The organism is Mesorhizobium sp. M4B.F.Ca.ET.017.02.2.1, assembly GCF_003998955.1.
GTDB classification, from domain to species: Bacteria; Pseudomonadota; Alphaproteobacteria; order Rhizobiales; family Rhizobiaceae; genus Mesorhizobium; species Mesorhizobium abyssinicae.
Genome location: NZ_RZOF01000068.1, coordinates 1 through 21768, shown reverse-complemented (window position 1 = coordinate 21768; position 21768 = coordinate 1). Strand labels below are relative to the sequence as shown.

Here is a 21768-nt window from a genome sequence, read left to right as displayed (position 1 = left end):
TCTCGACGAAGTCCGAGCCGGAGATGGTGAAGAACGGCACGTTGGCCTCGCCGGCGACCGAGCGGGCAAGCAGCGTCTTGCCGGTGCCGGGAGGGCCGACGAGCAGAACGCCGCGCGGGATCTTGCCGCCGAGGCGCTGGAACTTCTGCGGGTCGCGCAGGAACTCGACGATCTCTTCCAGGTCTTCCTTGGCCTCGTCGACGCCGGCGACGTCCTGGAAGGTGACGCGGCCATGCGCCTCGGTCAGAAGCTTGGCCTTCGACTTGCCGAAGCCCATGGCGCGTCCGGAGCCGGACTGCATCTGGCGCATGAAGAATATCCAGACGCCGAGGATCAGGATCATCGGCAGCCACGAGATCAGGTAGCCGAACAGCGAGTTGGAACCGTCGGATTCAGGCCGGGCGTTGATGGTGACGTTCTTGTCCTGCAACCGCGACACCAGCGACGGATCGCCGGGCGAATAGGTCTGGAAGCCGGTCGAACTGTCGGTGTAGGTGCCGGAAATACGGGCGCCGGCGATGGTCACCGTCTTGACCCGTCCAGCCGCGACATCCTGCAGGAACTGCGAATAGGCGACCTCGCTCGAGGCGCCGCGCGTCTGCGGCGTCTGGAACAGGTTGAACAGGGCGATGAGCAGGACCGCTATGATCGCCCAGAGCGCGAGGTTGCGATAATTCGGATTCATCTATTGTCCCGTTGGGCGTCCGCGGACGGACACGCATGATCTGAGGAAGCTTGGGCCTAACATAGGGAGAGCGCCTCCCCTTGCCAAGCATAACAGCACGTGTGGGTTAAGCTTTCGCCCAACCATCAGCCGGCACTGTGGCCGTGGAAAGGCAAGGCCGGGAGCGGCGGCGCGCCGATCAGCCGGGCCACGGCGGCGGCGGGCGCAAGATCGAAGGACGGCAGGAAGCGCGCGAACGGCGCCACGACGGGAGCGATCCCGACCTGCGGCGGCACCCCGGCCTCGCCTGGAAAGCCAAGGCATTCCGCCTCGCGCCACAGCGCGGGCTCGGCGGCAAGGGCTGCGCGTGCAAGGCTCGGCGGCGTGCCATCCTCGGCGACGGTCCGCTTTGCCGCGGCCGCCGTGCCCAGCGGCCCGATCAACAATCGGCTTTCCCTGTCGGCCAATGTGATCCGCCGCCGACCATCCCAGAGGCCCTCGCTGGCGGCCGGCGCCAGCTCTGGCAAACCGCGCGACTCCCGGCGCAGGAAGATGCCGGAACGCCGTGCATCGAGCACCGTCCGCGACAATGTGGCGCAAAGCGATCCGGCCCGAAGTCGCTCGAACAGCGCCTGGCTGCGGGCCGCGTCCGGCAGGAAGGAAACGCCGCCGATCGTCGCGAGCAGGATGCGCAAGGCATAGACAGCACTCGCAATGTCGCCGAGCGCGGCGAAGGCCGGATCGAGGCGAACGAGGCCCCGGGCCGGCATGCTGGCAAGATCGCGGATCAGCAAGGCTGCGCGCCGGCCAAGCTCTTCACGGCTGGCGGCGGCCTGCCCGGCCGACGCCATCGCCTCCGCGAACCGCCGCGCGCCGTCGTCGCCGGCAAGTGTGGCCCTGACGCGCGGCCGCTCGAAATGCCGATCGAGATTGGTCGGGTCCTCGGCCCAGGCGATGTTGCGGCGGCGCAGCACTTCGCGCAGCGCCGCGCGCCGCGTGCCAAGCAGCGGCCTGACGATCCAGCGTTGCCAGTCGTGGAGCGTAGCCGGCGCCATTCCGGCAACGCCGCGCCCGCCCTCGTCGTCGATCTCCTTTTCACGTCGCGCCTCTTCACGGCCCCCTTGTTCACGCGCTTGCCGCATGAGCACCGTTTCGGCCTGGTCGTCGGCGGTGTGGCCGGTGAGGATGAGGCCAATGCCTTCCGCTTGCGCCGCCTCGGCCAGCAGCCGGTAGCGCGCCTCGCGCGCAGCGGCGGGCAGGCCGGACGACGGCTTCTTGCCCGACCAGACGAGGGTGCGGTGCGCGATGCCGCGCTCGGCGCAAAGCCTGGCCACTTCGCGCGCTTCCGCCGCCGAGCCTTGCCGCAGATCGTGGTCGATTGTCACCGCCAGCAGCCTGGTCGCAGGCGCGACGCGGTCGAGATGGGTCTTGAGGAGGATGAGAAGGGCGGTCGAGTCGCTGCCGCCGGACACGGCTACAACGGCGCCGTCAGAAAAATCGATATCAGAAAAAAGCCGTTCCGAAAGGTCAGGCTCGGCGTCGAGCATCACCGCATGTCGTCCGAAACAGGTCCCGGCTTTGGGACGACGACATGCAAAGGAGCTAGCACGCCGCGAGCGCCCGTTCCTGCTTGACCCGCTCCTTGAGCGCGCTGGAGATATCGGGGTAGCGCTTGCCGATCTCGCCGAAAGTGGCGCACGCCACGTCGTTCTGCTTCAGCCCGACCAGCGACACACCGAGCTTCAGGAGCATGTCGGGCGCCTTCTTGGCCTTCGGGTAGTCCTTGCTGGCGGCGAGGAAGACCTCGGCCGCGTCGCGATATTTCTGCTGCCCGAGCAGCGACTCACCCAGCCAGTAATGAGCGTCCGCCGCCTTTGTATCCTTCGGGAAGCGGCTGATGTGATCGCGGAAACCCTGCTCGGCCGTGCCGTAGTCGCCCGACAGGATGAACTGGTAGGAGTTGCGGTAAAGCTCGTCCGGATCGTTGGTGGAAGGCAGTGCCGCGACCACCGTGCCGCCGGACTTGCCAGCCTTGGCGTCGGTTGCCGGCGCGGGGGCCGCCGGTGCGGTCTCGGCAGGGGCGCTGGCCTGGGTGTTGCCGTCAGCGTTGACCACATTGCCGTTCTTGTCGACGGTGATGGTGCCGAACGTCTTCGGCGGCGCGCCGGTGATCACCTTGCCGGGATCGCCGGTCTGCGACTCGACGATGACCTCGCCGACGCTCTGGCCACCGTCGGATTGATTGCCGGCATCGGCCGGCGCTTGCGTCGCCGGAGCCTCGGCGACGCTGTTGTCGGTGCCGCTTTCGGTATTGCCATCGCTGTTGGGAGCCGGCGTGGCGTCCGACTTCTTCTGGCTGGCCGGCTGCTGCCCGCCTTGCGTGCCGCCCTCGAGCTGCTGGAAGCGGAACTCGTTGTCTTCCTGCTGCTTGCGGATCTGCTCCTGCATCTGCAGGATCTGGAAATTGAGTTCCTCGATCTTGCCGTTCATCTGCCTGAGCTGGTCTTCCAGGCCGGTGGCGCTGGCGCCATCCTGCTGCGCGACCTGCTGCTGCTCCGGCTTCTTCTTCTCGCCAAAGATGCCAAGCGTCGGCAGGTGGAAGGAAAACCCACTATCGGCAGGCTGCCCGGTGCCGGCTGCCGGGGCCGCGATGCTGGATAGGAGCAGCAGCGCAAGCGTGCCGCTGAGGACCGTTCTGAAGTGCATTATGTCTCTCGCCGTGAAATTGATAGCCCGTTGCGCCCTTCCGATTCCGAGTGGGACCAAGCGCCCTCGGCTCATAGCAGGGCGCGAGACTTCGGCCAAATTTTGTTTCAGGGCGCTGGATATGAAAAAGGCGGCCAAATGGCCGCCTTTCGCATATTGCTGTTGTATTTTTGCCGCCCACAGCGCCGCGCGTCGTCAGACGCGCAAAGGACGCCGTGGCACTTTTGGATTGACGCATGATCCTTTCCGAAAATCGAATCCGATTTTCGGGGTCATGCGTCAGGAACCGGCGCCCGAGAGCGTGGTGACGGCGCGGCGGTTCTGCGACCAGCAGGAGATGTCGTCGCAGACGGCGACCGGGCGCTCCTTGCCGTAGGAGATCGTCTTCAGGCGCTGGGCCGAAACGCCCTTGGAGACCAGGAAGTCGCGGGTGGCGGCGGCGCGGCGGGCGCCGAGCGCCAGATTGTACTCGCGCGTGCCGCGCTCGTCGGCATGGCCTTCGATGACGATGGCATACTGCTTGTACTGGTTCAGCCACTGCGCCTGGCGGCCAAGAGTCGTCTGCGCGTCGGCGCGGATCGACGAGGAGTCGGTGTCGAAGAAGATGCGGTCGCCGATATTGACGGTGAAGTCCTGCGCGGAGCCGGGCGTAGCGGCGCCGGCGCCGTTGAGGCCGAGATCGGCCGCGCTGTTCGGGGTCTTCTTCGAGGCGCAACCGGTGATGGCGAGTGCCGCCACCAGCGCGATCATGGCCGGGTTTCTGGTAAGTGCTGCGATACGGCCCATGCCGCCTCTCCTTCGCATTCGAGTGATTTCGTTGATCACCCAGTAACCACGTTTGGGTTAACCGGCATTCAAGAAACACGGTTAATATTTGGTTTTAGGCCGCCGTCCGCGGCCGTTACGCCCACGCATTACCAAGGGCGACAATGCGCGCGGACCGTAGGCGGAAATGCGGCCAAAACATGAAAAAAGAGGGAAATGGGGAACTGGAGAATTGAAGAACTGGAGAAAAGAGGTCACTTCAGCGACCCTCTGAGATTCACCAGCATTCCGCAGATCTGATTGTAGGACCGTAGCCACTCGTCGAGCTGTGTCTTAGAGATGTACTCAAGGTCGAACGCGTAGGAGATCCATGTCTCGACTTCGCTGCACGACCCCATAGCCATTGAAATGAAGCGAGCGAATTCCGCTTTGGAATGAGGTTGCTTGGCAAAGCCCTCAGCCAAGTTGGCGCAGATGGCCTTGCTCGAGCGACGCAACTGATCGGCTAGCGCGTATTGCTCGATCCTCGGAAACGCCAACGTGGCTTTGTGAATTTCAAGAGAAACTGCGTACGCCCGCTTATAGACCTCCAGGTCCCTTGCACGTCCAACGTAGCTTCCCCGCTTCTCCATTTCTTCAGTTCTTCAATTCTCCAATTCCCCAATTCCCTCCCCCTCACTCCAGCAGCGGCGACCAGGCCGGGTCGGACGCGAAGTTCGAGGTCGGGATCGACTGCTCGTTGCGGCCGGTGAGGTCGACCGAAACCAGCTTCGGGCCGCCGGCTGAGTCGCGGAAGAACATCAGCACGCGGCCGTTGGGCGCCCAGGTCGGCCCCTCCTGCTGGAAGCCGGAGGAAAGGATGCGCTCGCCCGAGCCGTCGGTCTTCATGACGCCGATCTGGAACTCGCCGCCGGTCTGCTTGGTGAAGGCGATGAGGTCGCCGCGCGGCGACCACACCGGCGTCGAATAGACGCCGTCGCCGAAGGAGATGCGGGTCTGGCCGGAGCCGTCGGCGCCCATCACATAGATCTGCGCGCGCCCGCCACGGTCGGAGGTGAACACCACCTGGCTGCCGTCGGGCGAATAGGACGGCGAGGTATCGATGGCGGTGGAATTGGTCAGCCTTGTGGTCGAGCGGCTCCTCAGATCCATGGCGAAGATGTTGGAATTGCCGTCGTCGCGCAGCAGGCTCATGATCACCTTCTGGCCGTCGGGCGAGAAGCGCGGCGCGAACGTCATGCCGGGGAAGTTGCCGACCAGCTCGCGCTGCCCGGTCTCGATCTGCAGGAGATAGACCTTGGGCTGGCCGCTCTCATAGGACATGTAGGTGATTTCCTGCCGGTTCGGTGAGAAGCGCGGCGTCAGCACGATCGAGCGGCCGTCGGAGAGATAGCGCACGTTGGCGCCGTCCTGGTCCATGATGGCGAGCCGCTTCTTGCGCGCGTTTTTGGCGCCGGATTCGTCGATGAAGACAACGCGCGTGTCGAAATAGCCCTTTTCGCCGGTAATCTTCTCATAGATCGCATCGGCGATGATATGAGCGACACGGCGCTGATTGGCGTCGTTGGCGAAAAACTGCTCGCCGGCCAACTGCGTGTTGCCAAAAATATCCCACAGCCGGTACTGGGCGCGGATGCGGCCGTCCGCCTCCTTGCTCACGCTGCCGGTCACCAGCGCCTGCGCGTTGATGACCTTCCAGTCCTCGTAGCGCGGCGCCGCATCTGGGTTGGTGATCTTTTCGACAAAAGCGGCCTTGTCGATCGGCGCGAACAGTCCTGACCGTTTCAGATCGGCGGTTACGATCTCCGATATCTGCGCGCCAAGCTCTCCCTGAAAGTCGGGGATGGCGATCGGCATCGGCTCGACATTGCCTCTGTTGACGTTGAGCTCGAGGGTTGCACGAGCAGGCAAGGTGGCGACAGAAATCATGCCCATCGCCATTGCGGCGACCATCAGGAGCGGCTTGAGGATGGCTTTCATGTCTTCTCGCTTCTCTTGCTGATTTTTTGGGTGCTCAGGCTACAGGCCAAGCATCGCTCTCGGATCAAAGTTGACGCGGACGTCGGACCATATGTCCTGCTTGCCGGCGGGCACCTGCAGCCCGGCGACATCACATTTCTGCACGGCGCGAACCGCACTGGCGTCGAACTGGGGGTTGCCGCTGGACTTTTCGATAGTCGGGCGGCCTTCCAACTTACCGGAGGCGTTCAGGTTGAAGCGAACGACCACGGTGAAATCCTCGGAACCTTCGAGGCCGACCGGAAGGGTCCAGCAATGGCCGAGCTGATCTTCCAACGCGCCTTGTTCCGACCTTGAGAGTTTCTGGCCCTGATCCTTTTCGCCGCCCAGCGAGGCCTGCTGTGTCGAGCGCTTGGCGCCGCCACCGGAAGGCTTCTGCTTGTCGAGCAGCGCCGTTATCTCGTCGGCGTTGAACTGCTTGTCTTCCGACTTCGGCTTCGACGACGCTTCCTTGACTGGCTTGTCGGCGTCCTTGCGGTCCGGCGCCTTGGCGCTCTCGGCCTGGGCCGGCTGCGGCTTCGGCCGCGCCTCGGGCGCGGGCGCGGAGTCCGGAAGCTTGGCCTCTTCGGTCGGCGGCTCCTGGGCAATGGCCTCGGCGACGGCGTCCGGCTTGACCTCTTCCTTCGGCTGGATGGCTGCGGTCTTGTCCGGTTGCGGCGCAGGCGGCGGCTCCTTGGCCGGCGTCGGCTTCGGTTCCACCTGCTTGACCGGCTCGGGCTTGACCTCTTCCTTTGGCTGCGGCACCGGCGCCACTTCTGTCGCCGGCGTCGGCTTCGGCGCTTCCTTCGGCTTCGGCGCGTCCTCGGGTTTCGGCTTTTCGGTCGGCGTTGGCGCCGGCGGTGGCGCCGACGTCAGGTCGACCGGCTTCGGCTTGGCCTCGTCCGTGATCGGCTTGTCGGTGTCGACGCTGTTTTCACCGACCTTCTGCGCATCGGGAACAATGTCCGGGCGCTTGGTCGGCGTCGGTGCCGGCTTGTCATGCATCACCGCCTTCTTGTCGCCTTGCAGCGTCTGCGCGATGGCCTCCATCGGCACGATGTCGACCGCTACCGACTCGACATCGGACGCGGGCATGGCAGGCGGCGACGACAGCGTGAACAGCCCGAAGGCCAACGCTACCGTGTGCAAGATCACCGATGTGGTGAGTCCCGTCCTCATCTTGCTTCTACTGATCCTGTTCCTGCAGCGAAACCAGACCGATGTTCTTGTATCCGGCCGCCGAAATGCGGGCCATCACCTTCATGGCGGTGCCGTAGTCCGTCAGCTTGTCGCCACGGATGAAGATGCGCTCGTCATAACCGGTCTTGGAGATCGCCTGCAGCTTGGCCACCAGCTCCTCGATCGGGATCTCGGTTTCCTGCAGATAGATCTGGCCGGAAGCGTTGATCGAGACGGTGATCGGCTGGGTGTCGACGTTCATCGCCTTGGCCTGCGTATCCGGCAGGTCGATCGGCACGCCGACCGTCAAGAGCGGCGCCGCGACCATGAAGATGATCAGCAGCACCAGCATCACGTCGACCATCGGCGTGACGTTGATTTCCGACATCAGACCGTGATGGCGGCCGCGCCGCCTGTGGCCGCGCCCGCCGCGTCCCGCCATGCCTACGGACATACCCATGATCGTACCTCAGGCCTTCTGCGCGACTTTTTCATCGATTTGCCGCGAGAGTATGGCGGAGAACTCGTCGGAGAACCCTTCCATGCGCACGGCGATCTTGTTCGCGTCGGATGACAGCTTGTTGTAGGCGATGACGGCCGGGATGGCCGCGAGCAGGCCGATGGCGGTGGCGAGCAGCGCCTCGGCGATGCCGGGTGCGACCACCGACAGGCTGGTATTCTTCGAAGCGGCGATGGCCTGGAACGAGGTCATGATACCGATGACGGTGCCGAACAGGCCGATGAAGGGCGCGGCCGAACCGGTGGTGGCGAGGAAGCCGAGCCGTCCCTCCAGCCGCTCCATCTCGCGCGTCAGCGCCAGGTCCATCGCCTTGTCGATGCGGGTCTGCAGGCCAAGCGGCGACTTGGCGCCCTTCTCGAAGCTCTTCTTCCATTCGCGCATGGCGGCGACGAAGATCGCGCCCATGCCGGTGGTCTTGCGGTCGGCGAGCGTGCGATAGAGCTCTTCCAGCGACTGTCCCGACCAGAACACCTGCTCGAAGCGGTTGAGGGCAAGCCGCATGCGGCCATAGGCGACGAGCTTGTCGACGATGATCGCCCAGGTCCAGATCGAGGCGCAGAGCAGTCCGATCATGACCAGCTTGACGACCCAGCTGGCCTGCATGAACAGCGCCCAAATCGATAAATGCGCGCCCGGTTCGGCGAGTGCGATGTTTTCCATGGTTACGTCCTTAGATTTTCCGGGCGTCGCTGGCGGCTGGGCCCATGGGCATCCCTTGTGGTCCGTTCGCGCGAGCTTGAAGCTTGCGGGATCACCCCGAATGCACCGTTTCGCGGCCTTTTCGGGGCAAATATTGGTGAAAGGAAGGCGTTCGGATTCCGCCAATCTTCACCAATCTCTTCATGAACCGTTATGGTTAAGGATGGGTTATGATATGAAGCGCGGCGCATTGCCGCGCCCCCTCATGGCGCGGATGGTGACCGCCAGATCGCCCTGACCAGAGATATCAGCCGTTTGCTCTTGGCATGAAAGCCGCGATCCATTCGCGCGGAAAACGCCTTGGGCGGCCATTCTCGCCGATGATCGCCGCTTCGACCTTGGCCTCGACCAGCACTTCGTCGCCGCGCTTGAGCTGCTGCGCCATGTAGATGCGGGCGCCGGAAATATTCTCGGTGCGCGTCTCGATGGTCAGGATGTCGTCCATGCGGGCGGGGCTTTTGAAGTCGATCTCCATGCGCCTGACCACCCAGACGATGCGTTCGCCATGCTTGCCGTCGGCAAGCTCGGTGTGGTGGACGCCGGCGAGCCTCAGATAATCGGAGCGGCCGCGCTCGAAGAATTCGAGATAGCGGGCGTGATAGACGACGCCGGAGAAATCGGTATCGGCATAGTAGACCCGCGCCATCAGCCGATGGCCGAATTCCGTCAGCGCGCCGGAAAGCCCGGCGCCGAGCGCCGCCGATTCACCATGATCGTCCATCGCGCTTTCCTTTTCTGGCCCGAGCAGGCAGGTGTTGCGGCGCTGGAACCGGATGGCACTGTTGGGCGCGATGATCAAGACCTTGATGGCGGCACTGCTGGTGCTTGGGGCTTTGGCATTGCCGGCCCATGCCGCGATGTTCTCGATGAAACGCGGCCTCAACCTCGACCAGTGGACGACCTGGGCCGGCGAGGAGAAATGGAACGACCCGACCGCCATCCTGCCCTACCCGGAATGGCGAAAGTTCCTCAAGGAGGATGACCTCAAGGCGCTGAAGGATGCCGGCTTCGACTTCCTGCGCATGCCGGTCGACCCCTCCCCCTTCCTGTCCGACGAGACGCTTGCGCTGCGCGACGACCTCTACGCCAGCGTGCTGGACTCGGCGCGCATGATCAACCGCGCCGGGCTGAAGGTGATCGTCGACATGCATCTGATCCCGGCCGGCGGCAACCGCAAGATCGGCATGGGGCAGGTGATGGACGACCCCGGGACCTTCGACGCCTATGTCGATATGGTGCGCAAGATGGCGCGCACGCTGTCAAACGAGGATCCGGGCCAGGTCGCTTTCGAGCCGATGAACGAGCCGATCGTCGACTGCGACGGCGACGGCACAAATCTGTGGCCGGAGCGCCAGAAGAAACTGTTCGCGGCGGCGCGCTCCTCGGCCACCAGGCTGACGCTGATCCTCACCGGCGCGTGCTATTCCAACGCCGCGTCACTGGCCAGGATCGACCCGAAGCTGATCGCCGACGACAACATCATCTGGACCTTTCATTCCTACGATCCGTTCCTGCTCACCCATCAGGGCGCGACCTGGGCCGGCGACTTCATCCGCTATGTCACCGGCCTGCCCTTTCCGCTGACGGCCGTGCCGCGCGCGCAGCTCGACGTGGCGCTGGACACGATCCGCGCCCGCATCAGGGCCGAGGCGCCATGGACGCGGCGAAGCGGCATGCTTGCCTATCTCGACGAGCAGGTCGCCAGCATGGATACGGACGACAAGCTGCTCGCCATCATGGACGCGCCGTTCAAGACCGTCGAAGCATGGGCGAAGGCCAACGGGATAAGACCGGAAAACATCACGCTCGGCGAGTTCGGCATGATCCGCCAGGAATATGGCAACGGCTATGTGATGCCCGCCGAATACCGCGCCGCCTATGTCAGGCAGATGATCGCGCGCGCCGAGGCGCACGGCTTCTCCTGGTCGGTATGGGGCTATGGCGGCGCCTTCGGCATCGTCGATGCCTTCAATGGCGACAAGGCGGAACCCGCCGTGATGGATGCGATCCGCTCGCTGCCATGACGAGGGCCGGTTGAGCAGCAGCGCGCCTTAGCCGAGATCGATCTGCAGGATCTCCGGCCGCATGCCGAAGCGCACCGGCATGATGCTGAAGCCGAGCCCGCCGGAGACGATCAGGTTGCGGTCGTTCTCGACGACATGGCCATAGGCGAAGCGATTGCCATAGGCCGAAGGCACGACCGGCGAATAGCCCAATAGCCTGACCTGCCCGCCATGGGTGTGGCCGGAGAGGGTCAGCGAAACCCGCCACGGCACTTGCGGGAAGATGTCGGGTTCATGCGCGAGCAGGATGATGGGAGCGTTGTCGCTCACCTTGGCCAGCGTGCCATCGAGATCGTCGAGACCCCTGGCTTCCGCGCGGCCCTGGCCCGGCAGCAAGGCAAGCTGGTCCGCGAGACCTGCAAGCCAAAAGCCCTGTCCGTCCTTTTCCAGGCGAAAGGCATCGTTTTCGAGCACCGTGATGCCGGCACCCTCGAGCGCCTTGCGCGCCACCGTCGGTCCGGCCCCGGCCCTTTGCGCGACGGGATCGTGCCACCAGTCGTGGTTGCCGAGAATCGCCTTGACGCCGAGCGGCGCTTTCAAGCCGGACAGGGCGGAGGCCCATTCGGAGGCAGGCACCTGGTCGGTCACCAGACGCATGCCGGCGACATAGTCGCCGAGCAGCACGATGAGATCCGGCTGCAACGCGTTTGCCTCGGCGGCAAGCGAGGCGATCCGCTCTGGCGTCATCCACGGGCGGCAGGCATGGACGTCGGCCAGAGCCACGACGCGTAGCTTTAGGCCCGCCGGCCAGTGCGGCGGCGTCAGAAAATAGCGCTTCACATGCGTCAAAAGCGGCTCGACGCCGACCGCATAGGCGCCGAGCGACACCATCGACAGGAACGAGCCGCCGATGAGGCGCAGGAAGCCACGTCTGGTGATCATTGCTCCGCCCCGGCCCTTGGTATGGCGATTGCATCAAGCTAGAGGCGGCAATTGTGCCTTCAGCTTGGCCGCGGCGAGCAGATTTTGCGCAGACGAGCCGTTCCCCAAACAACTAGGGAACAAATCTCCGTTACTCCTCCTGGAACAGGCTGATCTGCTGCTGCGCCAGATCCTTTGGCGCCTCGAGGCCGAGATGGCGCCAGGCATTGGCCGTCAGCACACGGCCGCGCGGCGTGCGCTGGATGAAGCCCTGCTGGATCAGATAAGGCTCGATGATGTCCTCGATGGCGTCGCGCGGCTCCGACAGCCCCGCCGCGATGGTCTCGATGCCGACCGGCCCGCCGCCGAAATTGCGGGCGATCATCGACAGATAGCGCCGGTCGAGCGCGTCGAGGCCGAGCCCGTCGACCTCAAGCCTGGTCAGCGCCTCGTCGGCGATCCGCCGGTCGACATGGCCATCGCCGGCGACCGACGCGAAGTCACGCACGCGACGCAGCAGCCGGCCGGCGATGCGTGGCGTGCCGCGCGCCCGCCTGGCGATCTCCAGCGCGCCGTCGTCGCCGAGCGGCATCGACAGGATGCGGGCGCCGCGGCGCACGATCTGCTCCAGCTCCTCGACCGTGTAGAAATTGAGCCGCACCGGAATGCCGAAACGGTCGCGCAGCGGATTGGTCAACAGCCCAAGCCGCGTGGTGGCGGCAACCAGCGTGAAGCGGGCGAGATCGATCTTGACCGAGCGCGCCGCCGGCCCCTCGCCGATGATCAGGTCGAGCTGGAAATCCTCCATCGCCGGATAGAGGATTTCCTCCACCGCCGGATTGAGGCGGTGGATCTCGTCGATGAACAGCACGTCGCGGTCTTCGAGATTGGTGAGCAGCGCGGCCAAATCGCCGGCCTTGGCGATGACCGGCCCGGACGTCGAGCGGAAATTGACGCCGAGCTCGCGCGCCATGATCTGCGCCAGCGTGGTCTTGCCGAGGCCGGGCGGGCCGACGAACAGCACGTGGTCGAGCGCCTCGCCTCGACCCTTGGCGGCGTCGACGAAGACCTTGAGATTGGCCCTGACCGCCGCCTGGCCGACGAACTCGTCAAGCGATTGCGGCCGCAAGGTCTGGTCGGCATCCTCGCCGCGCTTGTCGGGGGCAATGAGGCGGGGCGAAAGGTTCATGCCGCTTTCCTTGCATACGGCAGGGACCAGAACAAGCAGCCCCTCACCGCGCCAGTTCCTTCAGGCCGAAGCGGATCAACTTCGAGGCGTCGGCGCCCTCGCCGGCCGACTTCAGCGCCGCCGACACCGCGTTGGCGGCGATGTCGCGCGAATAGCCGAGATTGACCAGCGCCGAGACGGCGTCGGTGATCGGCGCCGGCGCCACGCCCTCGCCGAGTTCCTGCTTCAGCCCGATCGTGCCGGAGGCAGCGCCCGCATATGCCGGCGCCTTGGCCTTCAATTCGGTGACGATGCGCTCGGCCACCTTCTTGCCGACGCCCGGCGCGCGCGACACCATGGCGATGTCGCGCAAGGCGATCGCATTGGCGAGGTCGGCCGGCGCTAGCGTCGAGAGGATGGCCAGCGCCACCTTGGCGCCGACGCCCTGCACGTTGTTCATCAAGAGCCGAAACCATTCGCGCTCCAGTGCCGACTGGAAGCCGTAGAGCCGTATCATGTCCTCGCGCACATAGGTCTCGATAAACAGCACCACCGCCTCGCCGGGCGCCGGCAGCGAGGCCAGCGTGCGCGCCGAGCAATGGGCGACATAGCCGACGCCATGCACGTCGACGACACAGAAGTCCTCGTCGACCTCGTCCAGCGTGCCCTTCAGCTTGCCGATCATGTCCGGGAACTTTCTTAGGGGTGGGTGTCAGGAGCGATCAGCTCGACATCCGGAAAGTATTTCCTGAAGCCTGCCGGATCGCGAGTAAGAATGGGATAACCCCGGATGGCGGCATGCGCCCCGATCAAAAAATCGGGCATGACCTTCTCTCGCGGTCCCCCTTGCCGACGATAGATCGAGAATGCTCTCGACGCCGCGAAGGCAGCTTCGAACGGCAATCCCTCACGTCGGTACTCATCCTCGGGCAACACATTGTCGACATCATCGATCGTGTCGTAGCGGATCGAAAACTCAGCGTAGATGATCTGATTGATGACCAGGCTGCCTCGCCTGCGTGCAGTTTCTATTTTCGGCCGCGACCATTTCAACCAGAGAGGATCGCGAACGGCGACATCGATAAGAACATTGGTGTCGACAAGCGTCGCCAAGATCAGCGATCCCGCGTCAAGGCCATGACGTCGTCGGCGTTCATCGTCTGGTCGCCGCTACCCTCCAGCCGGTCAAGCGCGGCGAGAAACCGATCGAGTCTTTCACGATCTGCCTGCCGTCCCTTGTCATGTCGGGGTGTGATGGTGATCTTGCCGCCTTCAATGCCGAAGATGACTTCGCTATTCGCATCAATGCCGAAAGTGTCGCGCAAGTCGCGCGGAATGGTCACCTGGCCCTTGCTGGTCACACGCATTGGAGTCTCCGGTTCTTACCGGTAAGAAATATTCCAACTGCGAGAACAAGTCAAGAACAAACTACCCGGCCAGCGCGGCCATCCGGTAGGCGGCGCTTTGCCGGTGATGCGCATGGCAGATGGCGATCGCCAGCGCATCCGCCGCGTCATCGGTCTCGAACACCGCCTTCGGCATCAGCACCTTGACCATCATATGGATCTGCTTCTTGTCGCCGTGGCCGACACCGATCACCGCCTTCTTGACGGCGTTGGGCGCATATTCGGCGACCACAAGCCCGGCGCGCGCCGGCACCAGCATGGCGATGCCGCGCGCCTGGCCGAGCTTGAGCGTCGCTGTCGCATCCTTGTTGACGAAGGTCTGCTCGACCGCAGCCTCGTGCGGCATGGCCTGATGCAGCACCTCGGCCAGCCCGTCATGCAGCTGGCAGAGCCTGGTCGCCAGCGCCGCCTTGTCGTCGGAGCGCACCGTGCCGGAGCCGACGAAGCGCAACGAATTGCCGAGGCTCTCGACGATGCCCCAGCCGGTGCGCCTCAGCCCCGGATCGATGCCGATGATGCGAATCGTTTCCCCCATGCGCGAAGTCTACCTCCGAAGCAGGGCGATGCCAGCAAAATGTGAACAAACCAGAAACGACCTATACGGGGACCCAGGCAGCTTCAAAATTCGGTCTGAAGAGGCATGATAGATAACGTCGTTTTCGAGAACCGGAGCGGAGCGTACTCAAGTAGGTGAGCAACGCGCATGACCCCGAAAATCGAGCCCATTTTCGGAAAGGATCATGCGCAAGATCAAGAAATGCTACAGCGTCCTTTGCGCGTCCGAAAGGACGCGCGGCGCTGTAGGAAAGCGCAGAAAACGGCGCTAGATGGCCATCAGAGCGAATTGTCAAACTGCCGTATCAGCCGCGGGCAAAGGCGGTGTTCAGCAGGCTGATCTGGTCGGAGACCGGATTGACGCGGCGGGTCAAAGCGGGCGTGTCGGCCAGTGCGTTGCCATAGATTTCCTCGTCCATGCGGCGCACCAGCGCCTGCAGGCGCAGCGAGCGGGTGACGAGGTCGAGAAAATCCTTCGGCAGTTCGCTCCAGCCGAGCGCCTCGTCATGCGCGGAAGCGGTGTCGAGACGCACCTTGGACTTTTCCGAGGCGACCTGGTCGCGGGTCATTTCGCCGGAATTCGCCGCGCGCTGCAGAAGCAGCCAGGAAGCGACCTGCATCAGCCTGGTGGTCAGCCGCATCGATTCGGCCGCGTAGAGCGTCGCCGCCGTACGTGACAGTTTCTTGGCTTCGGCCCGGCCCTTGCCGTCGAGATATTCGGCGGCCTGTTCGACGAGGCCCATGCCCTCCTGATAGAGCGGCTTGAAGGATTGGGAGAAAACCCGGCGCTCCGCCAATTTGATGGTTTTCGCGCTTCCCTTGGAAGGCTCGTTCATCGATACGCCCCTGCACTGCCGCAAGCCGAATCGGCACTCTTGCCGTAACGCCCTGCACCCTTAAACGACTGAGCTTGAAAATGCGCTTCGGCGCAGGTGAAGGCAAGCACATGTTTAACAAACGGTTAACGCCGAACGCCTGACCGGACTGCGCCGCTTTGCGGGCAAAAAAAGAGCCGCGGATAAGGCGGCTCTCAGGAGTTTAACAGGGAGGCGTCAAACAAAGTGGCTCCAACCACTCGGTAAGAATCCAGATCACTGGATGCGCATAGTAAACGCCCGTAAAGCTTAATGAAGCCTTAACGACGGCGAGATTTTTTTACCGGCCGCCCGGCTTCTGTGCCGTAACAGCACAATCGTCCTCAACTGCGCGCGGTGCAAAAACCCGGCGTTCCCGGCACCACGAAACACGCCGGCCGCCGCCGCGACATCGTTCCGAAACACGGGCCGCGCTAAACGCCCGCTCCTCTGAACCGGGTGGAGCAAATCAGCTCCATCGCAATTACCAGAACCTCGGGGGGCAAAACTATGGACTGGTATTCAATCGTCAAATTTCTCCACGTCGTCTCGGCCACTCTGTGGGTCGGCGGCGGCTTCGCGCTGTTCCTGCTTGGCCTGCTTGCCGAGCGCGCCGGCAACGTCGAGGGCAAGCTGCAGGCGATGCGCGCCACCGGGCAGTTGGGCAACCGCTACTTCGCGCCGATGTCGATGCTGACGCTGCTGTTCGGCCTCATCATGTGCGCGTTCTGGGTCGGTTTTTCCGACCTTTGGATCCTGATCGGCCTTGCCGGTTACGCCACGACATTCTCGATCGGCATGTTCGTGTTCAAGCCGAGCGCCGACCGCATGGCCGACATGATCGCAAAGGATGGCGTTACGCCGGCCGTCCTTGCCGTCGGCCAGCGCATCATAAGCGCCGCCCGCTTCGACTATTCGGTGATGCTGGTGGTCATCGCCGACATGGTGCTCAAGCCGACCGTGCACGACATCGCCATCCTCGCCGGCATGGCGCTGGTGGCGGCGGCGGGCGCCATGCTGGCCTTCGGCCGCAGCCGCCGCTTGGTGCCGAGCGCCGCCTGAAAGCATGACGGCGAGGGACGGTCGCGTGGCCGCGCCTTGCTCTCAAAGCAGGCCGGCGATCCCGTCCCACAACAGCTTGACCGCGACGATGGCGACGGTCGCGTAGGTGAAGGGATAGAAGACCTCCGGCCGCATGCGCCGCACCAGCCAGGCGCCGGCGATGGTCGCCAGCGGCGCCAACGGCATCAGCACCGCCGACGCCGTCAGGTTGGTGGTGTCGAACTGGCCGAGCGCGAAATAGGGGACCAGCTTCAGCGCGTTGGTGGCGGCGAAGAAGATCGCCGATGTGCCCGACAGCACCTTCGGATCGAGCCGGATCGGCAGCGCATAGACCTGGAACGGCGGGCCGCCGACATGGGCGACGAAGCTGGTGAAGCCGGCGACGGTGCCCCAGAAGGCGGCGGCCACCCGGTTGGGCGCCGCCGCATGGTCGGCGCCGTGGCGGAACTGCAGATAGAGCCAGCGCAGCACGAAGATCAGCGCGACCGCGCCGACGATCAGCCGCACCATCTCTTCGGTGACCAGCGCCGCCGTCAGCCAGCCGAGGCCGATGCCGATCACCGCGCCCGGCATCATGTCGACCAGCATCTTGCGGTCGTAGACGCCCCACCACGTCCAGACCGAGACGATGTCCATCAGGCACAGGATCGGCAGCAGGATGGCGGCCGCCTGCACCGGCGGCATGGCCAGCGCCATCAGCGGCACGCCGACGAAGCCGACGGCGCCGCCGAAGCCGCCTTTCGACAGGCCGACGAGAATGACCGCCGGAATGGCGGCATAGAACCACGGATCGCTGAGCAGGCCTGTCATGGGATGAGAACGGCTGGAGGGTGGGAGCCCTGCAATAGACCAGAATGCCTGGCGCCGCGATAGACAATGTGCCCTAGCGGCAGCCTGCGCGATCAACTGTCCGTAACACGGCTGTTCCGGATTTGCGGCGGCGCGCCGCCCATGCATAAGGTCACGGCCCATGCACGAGGTTTGCCATGAGCGAAATCCGGATCCGCCGCGCGCAGGAAGCCGATCTACCGGCGATCGTCGCCATGCTCGCCGACGATCCGCTGGGCCGCGGCCGCGAGGATGCCAGCCAACCGCTGGCCAAACCCTACCGCGACGCTTTCGCCGCCATCGATGCCGATCCCAACCAGTTCCTCGCTGTCATGACGGACGGTGGCCGCGTCATCGCCACGCTGCAGATCACCTATCTTGCCGGGCTGTCGCTTCAGGGCGCCAGGCGCGGCCAGATCGAGGCTGTCCGCGTCGCCGCCGACCGGCGCGGCGAACGGCTTGGACAGCGCCTGCTGGAATGGGCGGTCGAGGAATGCCGCAAGCGCGGCTGCAGGGTCGTCCAGCTGACGACCAACAAGAGCCGGGCGGACGCGCACCGCTTCTACGAGCGGCTCGGCTTCAAGGCCAGCCACATCGGCTACAAGCTGGATCTCTAGCGGTTGGTGTCGTTGGCTGTCGGCAATCGCGGCCGCAGCCCTACATCTTGTCCGGTCCCGGGTCGCCACCGGCGGCGGCGATTGCGAGCCGGCTCAGATAATGCGTCCAGCCCTTCTCGTGGCTGTCGCAAATCTCTCGGTCGGCAAGGCCGCTATGGGTGAGTTTGACCCGCGTTCCGCCGGACTCTTCGACCAGGTCGATTTCAACGAGGCTCGAACCGGGCGGCGTCTGGTCGTTGCCCTCCCAGCCGAAGCTGTAGGCCAGGCGGTGGACAGGTACGACCTCGGTGAATTGGCCGCGTGCCGTGGCCCTTCCTGCCAAATTCAGCAAGTAAAGACCGCCGGGGTGGGGCTCTGCCATGGCCTCCGTTCCCATCCAGCGCACGATCTTGTCGGGATCGGCCAGGAAGGCGAAGACCGTCGCCGGCGGCGCCGCGATCTGCACCTCACGACGAACGATCAAGGGTTCAGCCATCGAAATCTCCTGGGTGTGCGCGCGCCAACATGGCTCGCCCGACAGGCGGCGCCGGACCAGCGCATTCGATTCGACGCCAGATCGGCCTTCCTTTCAACAAAAAACGCCTTGGGCATTTCGCGCTGGTGACAGCGGCGGAACGCCGAAGCATGATCGTGTCGATGCGGCTTTCTGCAACTCTCGCCTGGTTGGTCGACCACGCCGGCGTCGCCGTCCAACCGGATGACTTTCTGGCCACACTCGGCGCGCGGCTGGTTGACGATGGGCTGCCGCTCGCCGGCGGAGCCCTGACGCTCGCCGCACCGCATCCGATCATAACGCGCCGCGCCTGGCTGTGGCGGGCCGAGACAGGCCTCGTCATGGAGGCGCTGGGTTTTGGCGCCGGCATGATGCCTGGAGCCGGGGAGGGCGATCTCGGACGCGATTGGCTGGCGGGACTGGGTACCGGTGTCGTGCACGATTACACGGTTGGGCCCGGACGTCAGGATGCGCAATCCGAGACTCCAAAACTGAATTGGGTCGCGGTCCGCCCTCTCGCGGAGCAGGAATCGAATACACTGGACGAGGTGGCGCGCTTCGCCGCTGCGCCACTTGCCGCTCTCGCCGCCAGGTCGGCGCTGTCGGCCCTGCTTCAGGCCTATCTTGGGCAGCGAAGCGCGGCGCAGGTGTTGGCCGGCCGTTCTCGGCGCGAGGTTGGCGAGACGATCCGCGCCGTCCTGCTCTACAGCGATTTGCGCGACTTTACCGCCCTGTCGGAGGAGACGGACGCCGGACAGGTCGTGGCGGCGCTCAACGCCAGCTTCGACCGCATCGCCGGCGCCGTTCACGCTTTTGGCGGCGAGGTGCTGAAATTCATCGGCGACGGGGTGCTGGCGATCTTTCCTGTCGGCGAGCGCTCGGCTTCGGAGGCTTGCGAGGCGGCGTTGCGCGCGATCGGAGCGGCGCGGGCGGGAATGGCGCAGCTCAATCAGGTCCGCGCCACACAGGGCATGCCCGAACTGCAGTTCGGCATGGCGCTGCATCTGGGCGACATGGTGTGGGGCAATATCGGCACAGCCGACCGGCTGGATTTCACCGCCATCGGCCCGGCCGTGAATCTCGTCAGCAGGCTCGAGGGCCTGTGCCGGCCGCTAGGACGGAGCGTGCTGATTTCGGGCGCTGTCGCGGCGGAAACATCAACGCCCGTGGTCCCGCTGGGCGAACATCTATTGCGCGGAATCGCTAGACCGTGTGCCGTCTTCGGCCTGCCGGACGGGTGACCTCAACAGTCCCCTTTCACGCAAACATCGAATTGTTTTTACGCAATTCCGAACGGAACTGTTTTTCCACTTTTCCTGGGTGGCTTAGATGCCGAGCGGCGGCGGGCGCCGCCGGATCGGCTGCGCCTTGATGATCGCGGTGCTGGTTTCCGCCTTGTCGGCGATCCGGTCGAGAAGCCGGTCGAGCTCGCCGATCGAGCGCACGAACAGCCGCGCGACGAAGCAGTCGTCGCCCGTCACCTTGTCGCATTCGCCGAATTCAGGGGTCTCCTCGATCAGCTTCTGCACGATGTGCAGCTTGCCCGGCAGGGGCCGAATGCGCACGATCGCCTGCAGCGGGTAGCCGAGCGCTTCCGGATCGACGTCGATGGTGAAGGCGCGGATGACGCCGCGCTCCTCGAGCCGCCGCAACCGCTCCGAAACGCTCGGCGACGACATGCCGACCTGCTGCGCGAGATCCTTCAGCGACGTCCTGGAATCTCGGACGAGGATGTCGAGAAGGCGCCGGTCAAGATCGTCGAGCATTTTCACATTCCACGATGAAAGCCATTTCTGCCTTTTTTAGTTAGGCGAATAGGCGATATCATCTTTTTCACAGCATGGAAATGACCCCGACCTCTTGTGATCATGAAGCCTGAAAATCATTGGGGTCTTTCATGAGCAATACACTGCGCGGCACGGTCGAAATGACCGCGGCAATGGCAATACTCGGCACGATCGGCTGGTTCGTCGTGCTTTCGGGCCAGCCCGCCATTGACGTGGTGCTCTGGCGCTGCGCCTTCGGCGCGGCGACGCTGCTTGTCATCTGCGCGGCGCTTGGCCTGCTGCGCGGCACGCTGACGCCGCGCGTCGTCGCGCTTGCCGCGCTTGGCGGCGCCGCCATCGTCATCAACTGGCTGCTCCTGTTCAGCGCCTTTCCGCGCGCCTCGATCTCGATCGCCACCGCCATCTACAACACCCAGCCCTTCATGCTGGTCGGCTTCGGCGCGCTCTTCCTTGGCGAACGGCTGACCCTGACCAAGCTGGCTTGGCTCGCCATCGCCTTCGCCGGCATGCTGCTAATCGTTCGGACCGGCCCCGATGCCGGCGACGTCGGCACCGACTATGCGACCGGCATCGCGATGGCGCTGGGCGCGGCCTTCTTCTGGGCCGTGGCGGCCATCGTCACCAAGACGCTCAAGGGCACGCCGCCGCATCTGATCGCGCTTATCCAGGTTTGCGTCGGCGTCGTCATGCTGGCGCCCTTCGCCAACCTTTCCCACCTGCCGTCGGACGCCTGGAGCTGGATGATGCTGGCCACGCTTGGCGTCGTCCATACCGGCCTGATGTACATTTTGATGTACGGCGCCATCCAGAAGCTGCCGACGCATCTGCAAGGGGCGCTCTCCTTCGTCTATCCTGTGGTGGCGATCCTCGTCGATGTCGGCGCCTTCGGCCATCGGCTGCACCCCGCCCAGATCGTCGGCGCCGCCGCCATCCTGATCGCCGCCGCCGGCATGACCCTCGGCTGGACGCCGTGGAAGCGAAAGACACCGGGCCCGCAACCGGCCGAGTGACGGAACGCGACCGGCGCCCCAGGCCTGCATTCGCCTTCACGATAACGATCCCGCTTGCCCGCCTGTTCAAACCGGGCGCTTTGCTCTATGCCGCAATGCAACCATCTTCGCCCGGCATAGGCGAAAAACCGGGATTGAAGACCAATGAACGACGCCACGCCGCCCAATCGCTGCCGTATCGTGCTGATCGCGCCGAAAGACGCGCCGGCCGAGCGCATTGCCGCGGCCTTCGACGGCGGCGACGTCGCCTCGCTCATCCTGCCGGAAAACGGCATGGACGAGGTTTCCTTCCAGGCCTTCGCCGAGAAGATCGTGCCCGCGGCGCAAGCGGCGGGCGTGGCGGTCGTCATTGCCGGCGACACCCGCATCGCCGGCCGCGTTCAGGCCGACGGCATCCATGTCGAGGTCTCCAGCCAGGAGCTCGCCGAGACCATCGGACATTTCCAGGGAAAGATGATGGTCGGCGCCGGCGGCGCCAAGACCCGCGACGACGCGCTGGAGCTCGGCGAGGCGCGGCCGGACTATATGTTCTT

The 21768-nt window shown here is 64.6% G+C and carries 26 protein-coding genes; 6 read left to right on the top strand and 20 right to left on the bottom strand.

What is annotated here, in order from left to right; all coding sequences use genetic code 11:
- The 10 genes from EN738_RS11435 to ybgC form a co-directional block, all read right to left on the bottom strand.
- A partial coding sequence (locus EN738_RS11435) for an ATP-dependent metallopeptidase FtsH/Yme1/Tma family protein (RefSeq protein WP_145966841.1) occupies positions 1–685 on the bottom strand: 685 nt, incomplete at its 3' end.
- 125 nt (positions 686–810) lie between these two features.
- Positions 811–2211 carry a tRNA lysidine(34) synthetase TilS gene (gene tilS, locus EN738_RS11430; RefSeq protein WP_127283769.1) on the bottom strand — a complete coding sequence of 467 codons (1401 nt, stop codon included), beginning with the start codon at positions 2209–2211 and terminating at the stop codon, positions 811–813.
- Between the two features lie 55 nt (positions 2212–2266).
- Positions 2267–3370: a tol-pal system protein YbgF gene (gene ybgF, locus EN738_RS11425; RefSeq protein ID WP_127283768.1), complete on the bottom strand. Its 1104-nt coding sequence runs from the start codon at positions 3368–3370 to the stop codon at positions 2267–2269.
- 279 nt (positions 3371–3649) lie between these two features.
- Positions 3650–4156: a peptidoglycan-associated lipoprotein Pal gene (pal, locus tag EN738_RS11420; protein WP_127283767.1), complete on the bottom strand. Its 507-nt coding sequence runs from the start codon at positions 4154–4156 to the stop codon at positions 3650–3652.
- Positions 4157–4389: 233 nt separating this feature from the next.
- On the bottom strand, positions 4390–4767 hold the full coding sequence (locus EN738_RS11415; RefSeq protein ID WP_127283766.1) for a four helix bundle protein: 378 nt from the start codon (positions 4765–4767) through the stop codon (positions 4390–4392).
- 43 nt (positions 4768–4810) lie between these two features.
- The gene (tolB, locus tag EN738_RS11410; protein WP_127283765.1) at positions 4811–6115 is read right to left on the bottom strand and encodes a Tol-Pal system beta propeller repeat protein TolB; all 1305 of its coding nucleotides are present in this window, start codon (positions 6113–6115) and stop codon (positions 4811–4813) included.
- A gap of 39 nt (positions 6116–6154) precedes the next feature.
- A complete protein-coding gene (locus EN738_RS11405; RefSeq protein ID WP_127283764.1) occupies positions 6155–7312 on the bottom strand; it encodes a TonB family protein in 1158 nt (385 codons plus the stop codon).
- A 7-nt stretch (positions 7313–7319) separates the two neighbouring features.
- On the bottom strand, positions 7320–7772 hold the full coding sequence (gene tolR, locus EN738_RS11400; RefSeq protein WP_126057875.1) for a protein TolR: 453 nt from the start codon (positions 7770–7772) through the stop codon (positions 7320–7322).
- A gap of 9 nt (positions 7773–7781) precedes the next feature.
- Positions 7782–8492 carry a protein TolQ gene (gene tolQ, locus EN738_RS11395; RefSeq protein ID WP_126057874.1) on the bottom strand — a complete coding sequence of 237 codons (711 nt, stop codon included), beginning with the start codon at positions 8490–8492 and terminating at the stop codon, positions 7782–7784.
- A 286-nt stretch (positions 8493–8778) separates the two neighbouring features.
- Entirely contained in the window at positions 8779–9252 is a 474-nt protein-coding gene (gene ybgC, locus EN738_RS11390) for a tol-pal system-associated acyl-CoA thioesterase (protein WP_127283763.1), read from the bottom strand.
- A 52-nt stretch (positions 9253–9304) separates the two neighbouring features.
- On the opposite strand from ybgC, the gene EN738_RS11385 reads away from it, so the two are divergent.
- Positions 9305–10555 carry a cellulase family glycosylhydrolase gene (locus EN738_RS11385; protein WP_127283762.1) on the top strand — a complete coding sequence of 417 codons (1251 nt, stop codon included), beginning with the start codon at positions 9305–9307 and terminating at the stop codon, positions 10553–10555.
- 27 nt (positions 10556–10582) lie between these two features.
- Here EN738_RS11385 and EN738_RS11380 read toward each other — a convergent pair whose 3' ends face one another.
- The 7 genes from EN738_RS11380 to EN738_RS11350 form a co-directional block, all read right to left on the bottom strand.
- Positions 10583–11476 carry a metallophosphoesterase gene (locus EN738_RS11380; RefSeq protein WP_127283761.1) on the bottom strand — a complete coding sequence of 298 codons (894 nt, stop codon included), beginning with the start codon at positions 11474–11476 and terminating at the stop codon, positions 10583–10585.
- Between the two features lie 130 nt (positions 11477–11606).
- Complete coding sequence (ruvB, locus tag EN738_RS11375; RefSeq protein WP_127283760.1) at positions 11607–12644, bottom strand: Holliday junction branch migration DNA helicase RuvB; 1038 nt, start codon at positions 12642–12644, stop codon at positions 11607–11609.
- Between the two features lie 43 nt (positions 12645–12687).
- Complete coding sequence (gene ruvA / locus EN738_RS11370; RefSeq protein ID WP_127283759.1) at positions 12688–13308, bottom strand: Holliday junction branch migration protein RuvA; 621 nt, start codon at positions 13306–13308, stop codon at positions 12688–12690.
- Between the two features lie 14 nt (positions 13309–13322).
- Complete coding sequence (locus EN738_RS11365) at positions 13323–13736, bottom strand: type II toxin-antitoxin system VapC family toxin (RefSeq protein ID WP_127283758.1); 414 nt, start codon at positions 13734–13736, stop codon at positions 13323–13325.
- 2 nt (positions 13737–13738) lie between these two features.
- Complete coding sequence (locus EN738_RS11360) at positions 13739–13990, bottom strand: AbrB/MazE/SpoVT family DNA-binding domain-containing protein (RefSeq protein ID WP_127283757.1); 252 nt, start codon at positions 13988–13990, stop codon at positions 13739–13741.
- 61 nt (positions 13991–14051) lie between these two features.
- Positions 14052–14564, bottom strand: coding sequence for a crossover junction endodeoxyribonuclease RuvC (gene ruvC, locus EN738_RS11355; RefSeq protein WP_127283756.1), 513 nt, complete (start codon positions 14562–14564; stop codon positions 14052–14054).
- Between the two features lie 325 nt (positions 14565–14889).
- Complete coding sequence (locus EN738_RS11350; protein ID WP_127283755.1) at positions 14890–15420, bottom strand: DUF1465 family protein; 531 nt, start codon at positions 15418–15420, stop codon at positions 14890–14892.
- A gap of 528 nt (positions 15421–15948) precedes the next feature.
- Between EN738_RS11350 and EN738_RS11345 the strand changes: the two genes are divergently transcribed.
- Positions 15949–16500 (top strand): DUF2269 family protein, encoded by a 552-nt coding sequence (locus tag EN738_RS11345; protein ID WP_127283754.1) that lies wholly within the window; start codon positions 15949–15951, stop codon positions 16498–16500.
- Between the two features lie 42 nt (positions 16501–16542).
- Here the strand turns inward: EN738_RS11345 and EN738_RS11340 are convergent, their stop codons facing one another.
- Complete coding sequence (locus EN738_RS11340; RefSeq protein ID WP_127283753.1) at positions 16543–17310, bottom strand: sulfite exporter TauE/SafE family protein; 768 nt, start codon at positions 17308–17310, stop codon at positions 16543–16545.
- 176 nt (positions 17311–17486) lie between these two features.
- Between EN738_RS11340 and EN738_RS11335 the strand changes: the two genes are divergently transcribed.
- Entirely contained in the window at positions 17487–17945 is a 459-nt protein-coding gene (locus EN738_RS11335; RefSeq protein ID WP_127283752.1) for a GNAT family N-acetyltransferase, read from the top strand.
- A gap of 40 nt (positions 17946–17985) precedes the next feature.
- On the opposite strand, the gene EN738_RS11330 is transcribed toward EN738_RS11335, so the two are convergent.
- Positions 17986–18420: an SRPBCC domain-containing protein gene (locus EN738_RS11330; protein ID WP_127283751.1), complete on the bottom strand. Its 435-nt coding sequence runs from the start codon at positions 18418–18420 to the stop codon at positions 17986–17988.
- A 161-nt stretch (positions 18421–18581) separates the two neighbouring features.
- On the opposite strand from EN738_RS11330, the gene EN738_RS11325 reads away from it, so the two are divergent.
- Complete coding sequence (locus EN738_RS11325; RefSeq protein WP_127283770.1) at positions 18582–19679, top strand: adenylate/guanylate cyclase domain-containing protein; 1098 nt, start codon at positions 18582–18584, stop codon at positions 19677–19679.
- 84 nt (positions 19680–19763) lie between these two features.
- Here the strand turns inward: EN738_RS11325 and EN738_RS11320 are convergent, their stop codons facing one another.
- Positions 19764–20204 carry an Lrp/AsnC family transcriptional regulator gene (locus tag EN738_RS11320; protein WP_127283750.1) on the bottom strand — a complete coding sequence of 147 codons (441 nt, stop codon included), beginning with the start codon at positions 20202–20204 and terminating at the stop codon, positions 19764–19766.
- 131 nt (positions 20205–20335) lie between these two features.
- On the opposite strand from EN738_RS11320, the gene EN738_RS11315 reads away from it, so the two are divergent.
- Together EN738_RS11315 and EN738_RS11310 are read left to right on the top strand one after the other, a co-directional pair.
- Positions 20336–21235 carry a DMT family transporter gene (locus EN738_RS11315; RefSeq protein WP_127283749.1) on the top strand — a complete coding sequence of 300 codons (900 nt, stop codon included), beginning with the start codon at positions 20336–20338 and terminating at the stop codon, positions 21233–21235.
- Positions 21236–21379: 144 nt separating this feature from the next.
- Positions 21380–21768 (top strand): thiamine phosphate synthase (locus EN738_RS11310; RefSeq protein ID WP_189605801.1); only part of this gene is annotated, 389 nt, incomplete at its 3' end.